General features: G+C 70.0%; 13 protein-coding genes. 5 read left to right on the top strand and 8 right to left on the bottom strand.

What is annotated here, in order from left to right; all coding sequences use genetic code 11:
- From E6R62_RS37000 to ahcY, 3 genes are all read left to right on the top strand, one after another.
- Nucleotides 1-404 (top strand): vitamin B12 dependent-methionine synthase activation domain-containing protein (locus E6R62_RS37000; RefSeq protein ID WP_276615686.1); only part of this gene is annotated, 404 nt, incomplete at its 5' end.
- Between the two features lie 11 nt (nt 405-415).
- The gene (metF, locus tag E6R62_RS37005) at nt 416-1,336 is read left to right on the top strand and encodes a methylenetetrahydrofolate reductase [NAD(P)H] (protein WP_136217839.1); all 921 of its coding nucleotides are present in this window, start codon (nt 416-418) and stop codon (nt 1,334-1,336) included.
- Nucleotides 1,314-2,732 carry an adenosylhomocysteinase gene (ahcY, locus tag E6R62_RS37010; RefSeq protein ID WP_136217840.1) on the top strand — a complete coding sequence of 473 codons (1,419 nt, stop codon included), beginning with the start codon at nt 1,314-1,316 and terminating at the stop codon, nt 2,730-2,732. Before metF ends, ahcY begins: the two co-directional genes overlap by 23 nt.
- Before the next feature lie 116 nt (nt 2,733-2,848).
- On the opposite strand, the gene E6R62_RS37015 is transcribed toward ahcY, so the two are convergent.
- From E6R62_RS37015 to E6R62_RS37050, 8 genes are all read right to left on the bottom strand, one after another.
- Nucleotides 2,849-4,111 (bottom strand): 2,4-dienoyl-CoA reductase, encoded by a 1,263-nt coding sequence (locus tag E6R62_RS37015; RefSeq protein ID WP_136217841.1) that lies wholly within the window; start codon nt 4,109-4,111, stop codon nt 2,849-2,851.
- 180 nt (nt 4,112-4,291) lie between these two features.
- On the bottom strand, nt 4,292-5,473 hold the full coding sequence (locus tag E6R62_RS37020) for an MAB_1171c family putative transporter (protein ID WP_240802123.1): 1,182 nt from the start codon (nt 5,471-5,473) through the stop codon (nt 4,292-4,294).
- Nucleotides 5,474-5,588: 115 nt separating this feature from the next.
- The gene (locus E6R62_RS37025; RefSeq protein WP_136217842.1) at nt 5,589-6,809 is read right to left on the bottom strand and encodes an MAB_1171c family putative transporter; all 1,221 of its coding nucleotides are present in this window, start codon (nt 6,807-6,809) and stop codon (nt 5,589-5,591) included.
- A 2-nt stretch (nt 6,810-6,811) separates the two neighbouring features.
- Nucleotides 6,812-7,372, bottom strand: coding sequence for a toxin-antitoxin system, toxin component (locus E6R62_RS37030; protein ID WP_136217843.1), 561 nt, complete (start codon nt 7,370-7,372; stop codon nt 6,812-6,814).
- A 27-nt stretch (nt 7,373-7,399) separates the two neighbouring features.
- Nucleotides 7,400-8,098: a hypothetical protein gene (locus E6R62_RS37035; RefSeq protein ID WP_136217844.1), complete on the bottom strand. Its 699-nt coding sequence runs from the start codon at nt 8,096-8,098 to the stop codon at nt 7,400-7,402.
- Nucleotides 8,099-8,286: 188 nt separating this feature from the next.
- Complete coding sequence (locus E6R62_RS37040) at nt 8,287-9,732, bottom strand: FAD-dependent monooxygenase (RefSeq protein ID WP_136217845.1); 1,446 nt, start codon at nt 9,730-9,732, stop codon at nt 8,287-8,289.
- Entirely contained in the window at nt 9,729-10,931 is a 1,203-nt protein-coding gene (locus E6R62_RS37045; protein WP_136217846.1) for an MAB_1171c family putative transporter, read from the bottom strand. Before E6R62_RS37045 ends, E6R62_RS37040 begins: the two co-directional genes overlap by 4 nt.
- Nucleotides 10,932-11,067: 136 nt before the next feature.
- Nucleotides 11,068-11,640: a toxin-antitoxin system, toxin component gene (locus tag E6R62_RS37050; RefSeq protein WP_136217847.1), complete on the bottom strand. Its 573-nt coding sequence runs from the start codon at nt 11,638-11,640 to the stop codon at nt 11,068-11,070.
- A 421-nt stretch (nt 11,641-12,061) separates the two neighbouring features.
- On the opposite strand from E6R62_RS37050, the gene E6R62_RS37055 reads away from it, so the two are divergent.
- Entirely contained in the window at nt 12,062-12,733 is a 672-nt protein-coding gene (locus tag E6R62_RS37055; protein ID WP_240802124.1) for a class I SAM-dependent methyltransferase, read from the top strand.
- Between the two features lie 48 nt (nt 12,734-12,781).
- Nucleotides 12,782-13,195: a hypothetical protein gene (locus tag E6R62_RS37060; RefSeq protein ID WP_136217848.1), complete on the top strand. Its 414-nt coding sequence runs from the start codon at nt 12,782-12,784 to the stop codon at nt 13,193-13,195.
- The last annotated feature ends 180 nt before the right edge of the window (nt 13,196-13,375 follow it).

Below are 13,375 nucleotides of genomic sequence, written 5' to 3' on the forward strand. Positions count from 1 at the left end.
TCGGCCTCCAGGTCGTCACCGTCGGCTCGAAGATCGGCGAGGCCACCGCCAAGCTGTTCGAGTCCGACTCCTACCGCGAGTACCTGGAGCTCCACGGCCTGTCCGTCCAGCTCGCCGAGGCCCTCGCAGAGTACTGGCACGCCCGCGTCCGCGCCGAACTCGCCATTGGGGGATCCGATCCGGCGTCCATGGAGGGGATGTTCCGCACCGAATACCAGGGTTGCCGCTACTCGCTGGGGTACCCGGCCTGCCCCGATCTGGAGGACCGCGCCAAGATCGCCGACCTGCTCCGCCCCGAGCGCATCGGCGTCCACCTTTCGGAGGAGTTCCAGCTCCACCCGGAGCAGTCCACCGACGCCATCGTCATCCACCACCCTGCGGCCACCTACTTCAATGCACGCTGAGGTGTACAGACATGCCCCCTCTGCCGTCCCACCCCGGCCTGCGCGAGATCCTCGCGCGGGGCGAGCGGTCCTTCTCGTTCGAGTTCTTCCCGCCCAAGACCGATGCCGGTGAGCGGGCCCTCTGGTCGGCCATCCGCCGCATCGAGGCGTTCGACCCGTCCTTCGTCTCCGTGACGTACGGCGCCGGCGGGTCCTCCCGCGACCGGACCGTGCAGGTGACCAAGCGCATCGCCGCGGAGACGACACTGCGCCCGGTCGCCCACCTCACGGCCGTCGGCCACTCCGTAGCCGAGCTGCGCCACATCATCGGCCAGTACGCCGACGCCGGCATCCGGGACGTCCTGGCTCTGCGCGGCGATCCGCCCGGCGATCCCAAGGGGGAGTGGAGGGCCCATCCGCACGGGCTGGCCCATGCCCGTGAACTGGTCACTCTCATAAGGCAGTTGGGTGACTTCACGGTCGGTGTCGCGGCCTTCCCGGAGCGGCACCCGCGCTCGCGTTCCTGGGACAGCGACATCCGTCACTTCGTCGCCAAGTGCCGGGCCGGCGCCGACTACGCCATCACCCAGATGTTCTTCCGGGTCGACGACTACCTGCGGCTACGCGACCGGGTCGCCGCCGCAGGCTGCGACACCCCGATCATCCCCGAAATCATGCCCGCCACCGACGTACGCCAGATCCGCCGCTTCGCGGAACTCAGCGACGCGTCGTTCCCCGACGAACTCGCCCGACGCCTCGAAGCCGCCAGGGACAACCCGGCCGACGGCCACCGGATCGGGGTCGAGTACGCGACTGCCATGTCCGAGCGCCTGCTCGCCGAAGGTGCCCCCGGTCTGCACTACATCACCCTCAACAAGTCCACCGCGACGGTGGAGATCCACCGGAACATCCAGACCACAAGGAGTGCCCGTGTCCTCGCAGCCGCCCGCTGACTTCACCGATTTCAAGGTCGCAGACCTCTCGCTCGCGGAGTTCGGCCGCAAGGAGATCACCCTGGCCGAGCACGAGATGCCGGGTCTGATGTCGATCCGCCGGGAGTACGCGGAGGCCCGGCCGCTGGCCGGCGCCCGCATCACCGGCTCCCTGCACATGACCGTGCAGACCGCCGTGCTGATCGAGACGCTGGTCGCCTTGGGCGCGCAGGTCCGCTGGGTGTCCTGCAACATCTACTCGACGCAGGACCACGCGGCCGCCGCGATCGCGGCGGCCGGGATACCGGTCTTCGCCTGGAAGGGCGAGAGCCTGGAGGAGTACTGGTGGTGCACGGAGCAGGCCCTGACCTGGCCCGGACACGCCGGCCCGAACATGATCCTGGACGACGGTGGTGACGCCACCCTCCTGGTCCACAAGGGCGTCGAGTACCAGAAGGCCGGGGCCGTCCCCGACGCCTCCACCGCGGAGAACGAGGAGATGGCGCTGGTCCTGGACCTGCTGCGCGACAGCTCCCTCGACTGGGTGCGGCTCGCCTCCGAGATCCGCGGTGTGACGGAGGAGACCACCACGGGTGTCCACCGCCTCTACGAGATGCACCAGGCGGGCGAGCTCCTCTTCCCGGCGATCAATGTGAACGACGCGGTGACGAAGTCGAAGTTCGACAACAAGTACGGTTGCCGGCACTCGCTGATCGACGGCATCAACCGCGCCACCGATGTGCTGATCGGCGGCAAGGTCGCGGTCGTGTGCGGGTACGGCGACGTCGGCAAGGGTTGCGCGGAGTCGCTGCGCGGTCAGGGCGCGCGGGTGATCGTCACCGAGATCGACCCGATCTGCGCGTTGCAGGCGGCGATGGACGGCTACCAGGTCGCGACGCTGGACGACGTGGTGGAGATCGCGGACATCTTCATCACCACGACGGGCAACAAGGACATCATCATGGCCTCGGACATGGCCAAGATGAAGCACCAGGCGATCGTGGGCAACATCGGTCACTTCGACAACGAGATCGACATGGCCGGTCTCGCGAAGATCGAGGGCATCGTCAAGGACGAGGTCAAGCCGCAGGTCCACACGTGGAAGTTCCCCGACGGCAAGGTCCTGATCGTGCTGTCGGAGGGTCGTCTGCTGAACCTGGGCAACGCGACCGGCCACCCGTCCTTCGTTATGTCGAACTCCTTCGCGGACCAGACGCTGGCGCAGATCGAGCTGTTCACCAAGCCCGAGGAGTACCCGACCGACGTCTACGTCCTGCCCAAGCACCTCGACGAGAAGGTCGCCCGTCTCCACCTCGACGCGCTGGGCGTCAAGCTCACCACCCTGTGCCCGGAGCAGGCCGCCTACATCGGCGTCAAGGTCGAGGGCCCGTACAAGCCCGACCACTACCGCTACTGATCCCCACGCGGCAGCGGCAGCCGTACGCCGACGGCCTGAGCCGTCGGCGTACGCGTACGGCAGGCCGTCAGCGGGGAGGCAGACCGGAGCCGGGTGGTGAGGAAGCGGAAGAGGCCTCAGCGGTGGAGCGCGGTCGTCGCGTCCGGTGCCGGATGCTCGGCCAACCAAGCCCCGTAGGCCCGCACACTGAGCCAGCTGCGCAGCATGTCCAGCGCGAGAAGGAGGGAGGAGGGAATCCTCGGCCCCGACCTGCCGCCGCGTACGAGGCGGCTCATGTGGGCCCGGACGATGGCCAGGACGGCGGCGCTGGCGAGGTCCTGGTCCTTCCAGCCGAGCCGGGGCGGCGGAACGTGCGTGTCCTCGCCCGCCTGCCAACGGGTCGGCAGGTCCGGGCAGAGGGCCAGGGCCGTGGCCACGCCGACCACCGCGAAGCCGCGCTCCAGGACCCGCTCGGCCGTCGTGCGGCGGCAGATCCCGCCGGTCAGCATGAGCGGCACGGAGGCGACTTCGACGAGTCGCTCGGCCAGGGAGAGGAAATACGCTTCCCGGTCGAGCGTCGTTTCGTCGGCGGTACGGCCCATGGTCGCCGCGCTCTCGACGCTGCCGCCGGACAGTTCCACGAGATCCACGCCGAGACCGTCCAGGAACCCGAGCACCCGGGCCACTTCGTCCGTGTCGAAGCCACCGCGCTGGAAGTCGGCCGTGTTGATTTTGACACCCACGGCGAAGCCCGGGGATACGCGGGCGCGAACGGCCTTCACGATCTCGATGAGCAGCCGCGCCCGGTTCTCCAGACTGCCGCCCCAACGGTCGTCCCGGCGGTTGACCAGCGGGGACAGGAACTGGCTCAGGAGGTAGCCATGGGCCGCATGGATCTGTACGCCGTGGAAGCCGGCCTCTTCCGCGAGACGGGCGGTGACGGCGAAGCGGGCGATGGTGGCCTCGATGTCCGTCTCGTCCATCGCCGTGGGGCGGGCGAACGCCGAGGTGTGCCGGCCCAGGCTGACACCGACCTCGGAGGGCGCCCACGCGACGCCGGGCAGGTCGGCGCGGACCTGTCGGCCGGGGTGGTTGATCTGCATCCAGACGTGCGCCCCGGCTGATCCGGCGGCCGCGGCCCAGCGGCGGAAGGGCTCAAGCGGGGTGTCGGCGTCGAGCACGATCGTTCTGGGGGAGGTCAACGCCCGTCTGTCCACCATGACGTTGCCCGTGATGATGAGCCCGGTGCCGCCCCCGGCCCAGCGCCGGTAGAGCTCCTCGATCTCGGTGCCCGGCAGTTGTCCGGGCTGGCGCGCCAGGCTCTCTTCCATGGCGGCCTTCGCCACCCGGTTCGGCAGGCAGGACCCGTTGGGCAGTTCAAGAGGCGCGAAAAGGTGCATGGGAGTTCCTCCTGGATCTCGTCCCTGACGACTCTTGTCGGTTTCGGTTCCGTCCCCGTCGCCCGTGCGGTGGCTGTGTGAGCGGTAACTGATGAGCGGTTGTCGATGAGAGGTGGCCGATGGCGTGCCGTGGTCGTACGGGCGCCGGACACCTGCCGGGGCAGGCTGTCCGGCGCGGGGTCACGCGCGGCTCTCGGCCAATGCGGCCCAGCGCCGGATCGCCTGGACCCGGGGGGAGCGGGCCAGGGCGTCGGACATCCGGACGAGGTCCTCGGGGTCCTCGGTGGAGGTCAACATCCACCTGTCCTCCGGATTGACCGCCGGCCGCGAGGCCGCCTTCGCGATGACGGCCCCGGCGATGACCGAGGCGTCGGCCTCACCGCGGGCCCGGCGGCGTTCGGCGTGTTCGGCCAAGGCCTCCGCGTAGACCCTCTTGCCGGTCGACGCGTCGAAATAGGGTCCCAGCCGCAGTACGGCGTCGTGGATGTCCCGCTCCCGCTGCATCAGGCGCAGGTCCATCGACCGCCACCAGCTCATGGGCTTCGGGCAGGTCCGCGGGATCTCCGGCCGGATCTCCAGCCACAGGGGCTTGAGCTGCTGGAACTGCTGGAACATGCCCCAGCGGGAACTGGCCCCCTGCCCGAGGGGCGGAATCAGGAAGCCGGCGGCGACCAGGAGGGCGGAGACGCCGGCCAGCGAGAACGCGACGTGGGTGCTCAGCCAGTCGAGGTTGCCGCCCGTCCAGCGCGCCGCGACGGCCGTGTACTTCAGCAGGTCGAAGACGAACGCGAAGGACGAACCGGCGGCGATGGTGAGCAGGCCGAGGCGCAGGCTGCCGGGCACCTGGCGCGACCAACGCCAGCACAGCACCGTCATGGTGACCGCCGCGACCGAGTGCGCGGCGAGGTAGAGCACGATCATCTCGCGGATGAACGGCGTGGTGGCGTAGTAGGTGTCCAGGTCGCGGAGCCGTTCGACGGGTGCGTCGCCCAGCGCGAAGAGGAGCGCGATCGCCGCCATCACCCCGAGGTAGGCGATCAGGCAGAGACGGGTCTGTCGTCGGGTGCGGGCCTCGTCCTCGTTTCCCCGCCAGTGGATCAACAAGACGATGTTGATGCCGTCGAACGCCGTGAGGATGCAGTACACGATCGGCGCCGCGATATTGGGCGTGCCGAACCACTCGTTGATCTTGGCCAGGTGCGGCGGGGCCGCGGTGACGAAGATGAGCGCCCCGAGGAACAGCGTCCCGCAGACGGCTCGCAGGATCGGGTCCCTGGGGTTCTTCCGCAAGTCCCAGAGCTTGATGAGCATGGCGACCAGAAGGCCGCCGGCCGAACAGAGGAACGCGGTGCCCGCGCTCACCGGGGGCCGCCGGGTTCACCGGGTTCACCGGGTTCGCGGTGACCGAACACCGTGGTGGGGGGCGTGGCGGTGTGGATCGCGCTGACCTGGGCACCGCGGGGGCGAGTGTGCATGATCAGTTGCTCTCCGAGTGGGAAGCGGCGTCGACCAGGAGGTCGGTGGGGTGGATCCGTGAGAAGTGGCGACTGAGTTCCGCGAGCCCGTTCGTCCCGGAGATCCGGATCGGCAGCGGACCCGGGGTGTTCGCGTCCGCGGTGTCGTCCGCCGGTGGACGTCCGGGGTCCGGCGGGCAGGCCACGGGAGCACAGGCCAGCGCTGCCTTGATGGTGGCTGCCTCCGCCACGATCAGGGCGGCCTCGTGTTCGAGTCCCCGCGCGGTCGCATAGCGCTCGGCCGCCGCCCGGTGCCCGGCGTCGAGGTGGGGTGCCAGGTTCAACAGGCGGTCCGCGATCTCCGTGGCCCTGAGGGTGGCCCTCATCTCCAGGGACGAGGTCCTGGCGATCCGCATGGGAGCTCCGGAGCCGACCCAGGGTTCCAGGGCGCGCCACAGCGGCTCCATGAGGCGGTAGGCGCGCCACGCGTCCCACATGGACTCCATGCGCGGCCCCACGACCGGAATGAGGAACCCGACGGTGGTCATGAGTGCGCCCAGGCCGGCGAGGGGAGGGGCGACCTCGGTACTGAGCACGTCCCAGGCGTCGGTTCCGGCCCAGCGCGCGCCGACCGCGACGAACTTGAGGAGGGCGAAGGACAGGCCCAGGCCGAAGGCCGTCACCAGGGTGAGCAGGCCCCACCGGGTCCAGCCCGCCTTCGCCGCGCGGAGTTCGGACGACCAACGCCAGCACTTCGTCATCACGACGGTGGCGGTTGCCGCGTGGGCGGTCAGGTACAGCAGGATCATCTCGCCGATGAAGGGGGTGGTCGCGTAGAAGGTGTCGAGGTCGCGAGGCCGCTCCGCGGGTACGTCGCTGAGGGTGAACAGGACGCAGAAGGTCGAGATGACGCCGGCGGTGGCGGCGATCCACATCCTGGTCTGGCGACGGACGGTCGCTTCGGGTCCGCCGCGCCAGTGCAGCAGGAGGACCATCGAAGCGCAGGACAGGCAGGAGAGGAAGCAGTAGACGATCAGGGCCGACACGTTCGAGATGCCCGTCACCCTGTTGACGCGCTCGACGGTCGGCGGCGCGGCGAAGACGAAGCCCCCGCCCGAGGCGAAGATGATCACGAAGATCGCCTGGGACATGGGCGAGCGTCGGCTGTGCCACAGGGAGGGGAGCTTCACCACGAGTGCGATGGCCAGCGCGAACGCGGGTATGTAGTAGTCCGACCGCTGCATGTTCAAAATCCCCGGCCCATGCTGGACTGGATGCGGCCGGCCAGGCCGGTGTTCGGGAGCGAGGTGGCGCCCGATTCGAGGATCTCCCTGCAACTGCTCCCCAGGAGCAGCCCGAACGCCTCGGCGTCGTTCTCCTCCCGGGTGTCGAAATGGGTACGCGCGGCAAGGGCGAGGATGTCGGCCTGCTCCAACTCGCCGCCGAGGGAACGGGCGGCCGCGGAGACCGCGTCGGGCTGGGCGCCATGGGTCAGGCACTTCCCCATCAGGGCGTGCCACATCTCGTGGGCCAAGATCACCAGCTGATGGAGCGTGGTCGTGTGGCGCTCGACGACGATGACCATCCGGTCGTCGAAGGTGAGCGTCAGTCCGCTGGCGGTCTCCTCGGGGAATTCACGGAAGAGAAGGTGCACCGGCCGGTACGTCCCGTTCCCGCGCACCTCGTTGAACCGTCGTTCGAGGAACACCCTCAGTGACTCGAACAGTTCGTCGGGATCCGACGGGATCGGGCGTCCGAGGTTCGCGAGAATCTCGTTCCGGAGCCTGATCATTTTTCTCTTACCCATGGTGAACCCCATTTTTACGGTAATAGCCTAGGAGTAGTTCGCGCCCGCGGAAACTCTTTCCGCGTCATGTGAAGAGGGGCCGTTCCGTGCATGATGAGGAGCGAGCCCACCAGGGCCCTCCTCCCGCGCGATCCCGTCGACGAAGAGCATCAACGCCCGCTCCACGGGCGGTTCGAGCACCACGTCGCCCAGCCGGTGCTGGATCTCCAAGGCATAGCGGTTCCTGACGGCCGGACGGGGATTCCCGACGACGGCGTCCAGCCGGGGGAGGACCTCGCTGCGCAGGACCCGGTCAAGCGCCTCCGCCGGCTCGTCGGTGAAGAAGTTGACCGGGACGTCGAAGAACCGCGCGATCCGCCCGGCGTGCTTGAGGTTCGGTGAGCTCTGCTTGCGCTGGCTGAGCAGAGTGTTGAGCCACTGCGGGGTCATGCCGATGCCGGCGGCGATCTCCGGCGTCGTGTACGGCCGCTGCCGGACGATGCCCCCCGGCCCTTCTTCCCGGCGAAGACGCGTGTCCATCAAGAACTGGATCCGCCGGGCGACCTCGCGGTGGTCGACCTCCGCGGCCTCCAGCTCCTCGCCGTCCAGCAACCTGCGGACGTCGGCCTCGGACAAGGAGGTGTGGAAGGACAGTCTCTTCAGGTCGAACAGGCTCCTTCGGTCGAGTCCCGTTCTGCGGAGCAGTGTGTCGACGGTCGTGGCGAGGGCCTTGTACCCGTCGCTCATTGACCCTCCAATGGGGACGCGAAGGGGGACGCGGTCGGAGTGGACCCCCGACCCGCAGGTCACTAGACCACGGAAACGGTTGTGGAGGCAACGAAACGATCGTTTCACAAGACGATCGGCCGACCACGGCCCACCACCCCCCACGCGCCCACCACCCCCCACGCGCCCACCGCCCCCCACGCGTGCACCTACTTGCCGGGGCCCGTGGCGGCGGTCCCGGCCGACCGCAGGGGCGGCCGGTCCAGGACCTCCCGCTCCCTCGGCGTCAGTTCGGGCCCGTCGAGCAGGGGCATGCGGGCCCCGAGGGCCGCTGCCAGCAGGACGTCGGGGAGTCCCAGGATGTGGGCGGGCCTCCGCATCGTCATGACGTCGGTGAGTTTCCTGACGACCAGGCCCCGGCCGATGGCCGTGTGGTTGAGGCGGTGGATGTACCGGGACCCCAGTCGGTCCACCGGCGTCGGCCTCCTGCCCACGGCGCCCGGATAGAACCGGTCCTGACCGACCGCCAGCATCCAGGCGGCCGCGGCCGGCCGGGCGATGGCGCGCTGCGCCTTCGCCGCGAACCCCGGCGCGAGCACGGACGTACGCCGCGTGACGTTCCGCAGGCCGACCGCACCGAGCGCCGCGACGGACATGCCGTGACCGTAGACCGGGTTGAGGCTGGTGGCCGCGTCCCCCAGGACGACGAAGCCCTCCGGCAGCTTCGCCCTCTCGAAATGGCGCCGCCTGTTCGCGGTGCGGGTGAAGAGGGAGACCTCGCTCGTGGGCTCGGCCCGCGAGAGGAGTTCGGCGACGAGGGGGTGGCGGACGCGGCGGGCGAACTCCTCGAACAGGGCCTCACCCGCCGGGGGCTCGGCCCCCCGGGTGCCCGAGAGGCTGACGTGCCATTGGCCGTTCTCGATGGAGATGATCGTGGCGACGAGTCCCGGCCGGCCTTGGCGCGGGTCGGCGGGGATGTGGATCACCGGCCAGTCGCTCTCGGCCCCCTCCGGCGCCCGGTACCTGCGGCTCGCGTAGCGGACCCCCGCGTCGACGACGGTTTCCCGCACTTCGGGACCGCCGATGTCCCGGAGCCAGCGGGTGCCGCGCGAACCGCGGCCCGTCGCGTCGACCACGAGGTCCGCCGTGACGAGGTGCCGCTCGTCCCGTGCGTCGCGCAGGACCACCCCCCGGACGCGTGTCGCGTCCCCCTCCAGGCCGCAGACCTTCACGCCCGTCCGTAGTCGGACGTTCGGCATCCGTAGGACGCGTCCGCGCACGGCCCAGTCGATGAGGTTCCGGCTGGCCCCTATCAGGTAATGGGTATCGGGCCACGAGCGGCGGTACCAGCCCGCAGGCGAGAAGGAGACCATCCCGTTGGGGATCGGTATGCGATGGGCGCCGGCGGCGAGCCACTCGTCCGTCACGCCCGGGAGCAGTTCCTCCATGGCGTCGGCACCGCCCGCCCACAGCATGTGCGCGTGGGCGGCCTGCGGGAGCCTCGGCCGTGGCGCCGGGGTCTCGGGAAGCTCCGCGTCGTGCTCCAGGACGAGGACTTCCCGTACGTGGGGCCCGAGGGCCGCGGCGGCGAGGGTGCCGGCCAGACCACCGCCGAGTACGACCACACGGGCGGAGGACGAAGGGAGCGCTGTCATCGGGTGCTGCTTTCTTCAAGGGCGGATCGCCGGAAGGAGCGGACGGTGGCCGAGCCGGCCAACGCGAGCGACATCCGTACGAGACCTTGGGGGCTGTTCGGCGAGACCAAGACCATATGCGTGGCCCGTGCGGGAGCGGGTGCCGCTCCCGACCGGGCCCTTTCCCACGCCACGACGGCGCTCGCCAGGGCCGCGGCGTCGGCCACGGCCGCCGCTTCCTCCGGCGAACGGCCGGCCTCCGACTCCACGCGCAGCGCCCGGTCCCGCAGCTCGGGACGCAGGTACGGGTTGACCGCGAGGATTCCGTCGTGGATGTCGGATTCGCGCTGGGTGAGCCGGACCTCGATCGGGGTCCACGGCCCGGCCGACAGGTCGATGCTGTGCTTCGTGGCCACCCGCAGTTCCTGGTGGAGAGGGTGCAGGAGGCGGTAGCGGCGCAGCATCCGCCACTTGTTCGTGACGTTCTGTGCGATCAGCGGCAGGACGAAGCCGGTCGCGATCAGCAGGGCGGATACGGAGGCGAAGGCCGGGGCCAGCCGGACGCCGAGCACGCTCCAGTCACGGCCCGCCCAGTGGGCCCCTATCGCGGTCAGCTTGGCGATGTCGTAGAACAGGTTGAGCACGTAGCCGATGGCGATGAGCGACAGTCCCGCGCGCAGCCCGCCGTGCACCCCGCGAGCCCATCTGCGACTCAGCACCGTCATGGTGACGGCCGCGGTCGTGTGGGCCGCGATGTAGAGCAGGATCATCTCCCTGATGTAGGGCGTGCTCGCGTAGTAGGTGTCCAGGTCCCGCAGGCGCTCCACGGGGGCGTCGCCCAGGACGAACAAGGTGTTGATGGCCGCGATCACGGCGACCGTGACCACGGTGCACAGCCGGCACCGCCGGCGTGTGCGCCCCGAGTCCTCCGGGGCATTGCTCCAACGCAGGATGAGCACGATGTTGGCGCCGGAGAAAGCCGTGAGGAGGGAGAAGACGAGCGGCGCGGCGGCGTTCGGGATACCCGTGATCTTGTTGACGGCGACGAGGGTCGGGATGGCGGTGCACCCGAAGACGGCGGTGGCCAACGCCAGCAACAGGCACACGGACCGCAGCAGCTCGTTGCGCGGATCGCGTACGAGCGCGGGCAGTTTCAGCAGCGTGGACAGGAACAGCACTGCCCCGGGGATGTAGAAACCCAGGCCGGACGAGTCGTTCACCGGGTGGTCTGCCGAGGGCCGAAGCAGGCCGCCGCCACCAGGGCAGAAGAGACCAGGGCAGACGAGACCAAGGGGGGCAACACCGCGGCCGCCGACGCCACGGCCGCCTCCGGTGTGCGACAGTCCACGCCCCGCATCAGTTCTCCGCGGCACCGAGCGAGGCCTGAATCCTCGCGGGCGCACCTTCCAGGACGCGCTGGTCGGGATCGTGCTCGACGTGGCGCCGCAGCCGCCGGGCCAACAGCCGGCCGAACGTCTCCGCCTCGGCCTCCTCGCCCGGTACCGCGTGCGTCCGCGCGGCAACGTGCCGGACGGCGGCCTCCAGCTCCGCGTCGGCCACCCCGCCGTTCGACAACCGTGTGGCGACCCGGGCCTCCAAGGCGTGCTCGCCACAGTGCCCCTGGAGCATGTGCCAGATCTCGTGGCCGAGGATGACGAGGGAGTGGAAGTCGCTCGTGCTCTTCACGACGACGATCACGTCGTCGTGCTCCCGGTCCACCCACAGGCCCGAGACGGGGCCGACCTCCACCGGGAAGTCGCGGCGTACGATCCGTACCGGGCGACCGCGGCGACCCGAGAGGTACTCGGCCAGCCTGCCGAACAGCCGATCCACATCAGAGGGAACGGGCTCGCCGAGGGCGGCCTCCAACTCCGCGTACAACCGCGCCATCCGCTGGTCCACCTGCTGCCGGCGTCGCCTGCCCCTCATGCCCCCGCCTCTCGACGCTCCCCGGCGCGCACGACGCCGACCGGCAGTCCCGTGTCCCGCGCCCGCACGTCCCGGGGGAGCGCATTGGCGTCGAGCAGGGGGCTGAGGACGGTCACGGATGCTCCCGGCGGGTTGTCGGCACGGTTCCCGTGTGGCGGACTGCGGGCGGGCGGGACGCTGCGCCTGGACACTAGAGCAGATCAATGATCGCTTAACAAGACGAAAGGATCGTCGCCGCGCGGCATGGGCGCGAACACCCGCCTCCACTGGCCGGAACCGTCAACTCGTCCGCGCGCCGCATGAGGTGGCGTACCGCCATGTGGACACGGAACCGCTCCGGCATACGAGGATCGTCGCCCGGTGAGGCGGCGCCGGCGCCGCGCCAGCCGGCCGGCCGGCCGGCGACTGTTAGCTTCTTCCCGTGGGGGAGTACCAGCACGGGCACCAGGACAGGACCAGGGCGGCGTACGACGGGGTCGTCGAGCTGTACGCGTCGATGTTCGCCGATCGGCTGGAGACGCGGCCGTTCGCGCGGGGCATGGTCGCCATCTTCGCCGAGCTGGTACGCGGGACGGGAAACCCCCGGGTGGCCGATGTCGGGTGCGGGCCCGGACATGTGACGGCCATGCTGCACGACCTGGGCCTGGACGCGTTCGGACTCGACCTCTCCCCGGCCATGGTCGAACACGCCCGGCGCGCCCATCCCGCACTGAGCTTCCACCAGGCCCGCATGGAGGCCCTGCCGATCGAGGACCGCGCGCTCGGCGGCGTACTGTCCCACTACTCGATGATCCACACCCCGCCCGGGGAACTGCCCGCGCTGCTCGCCGAACAGGTGCGTGTCCTGGCACCGGGAGGCCTCCTCCTGGTCTCGCTCTTCGCGACCGACGGCCCGGAGCCGGTCCGCTTCGACCACAAGGTCACGCCCGCCTACAGCTGGCCGGCGGACCGTTTCGCCGACCTGCTGACCGGCGCCGGCCTCACCACGGTCGCCCGGATGCTCCACGACCCGGCCTCCGAACGCGGCTTCCTGGACGGCCACTTCCTGGCCCGCCGACCCTGCAACAGTCACCAGGAGCGATCCCGCGTGTGATCAACTGGCGTTCGAGCGTCGTCGAGCGTCGTGGATCTGGGGGATGAAGTGGCAACCGATGAGACCACTCCGGAAACGGCCGTGCCCGCGGATGTCGCCCCGGAGCATCCCGACAAGGTCGCCCGGGACGCGCGCCGGGTCGAGAAGTGGTCGCTGGTGTGGACGCTCCTGGCCATGGTGATCTGGGGATTGTTCGTCTTCCTGATGCTCTCCGATCACGGCCCTGACGTGCCGTCGTACCAGGGGCAGGGGACCCGCGCCCTGTGCCAGGGCCCACTCGTCGAGCCGTCACCTCAAGCGAGGGCGTGCCGCGCCGACGAGTTGCGCCAGTGGCCCGCGCTGCTGGGTGTGCTGGCGCTGGCAGCCGTGGCGACCGTCATGGCCGCGGCGACCACGGTGTACGCCAAGGTGCTCTTCCGCCTGGCACCCGGCAACAGCTCCGGCGTGCGGCCACGAGACTGAGGCGACCGCGAGTGGGCCCGCATCCGGTCGGAGGCTGTGCGGGATCAGTGACGTTGACTTTGCCGTTGCGTCAACTTCTACGGTCGTGTGTGGCCGGAGGGTCCGGTCGGGATGGGAGTCGGTGATGGCCTGGTCGATCGCGGAGGTGGCCCGGATGTCGGGTGTGACGTCGCGGACGCT

The sequence above is a fragment of the Streptomyces sp. A1136 genome, assembly GCF_004795055.1.
In the GTDB taxonomy this organism is placed as follows: Bacteria; Actinomycetota; Actinomycetes; order Streptomycetales; family Streptomycetaceae; genus Streptomyces.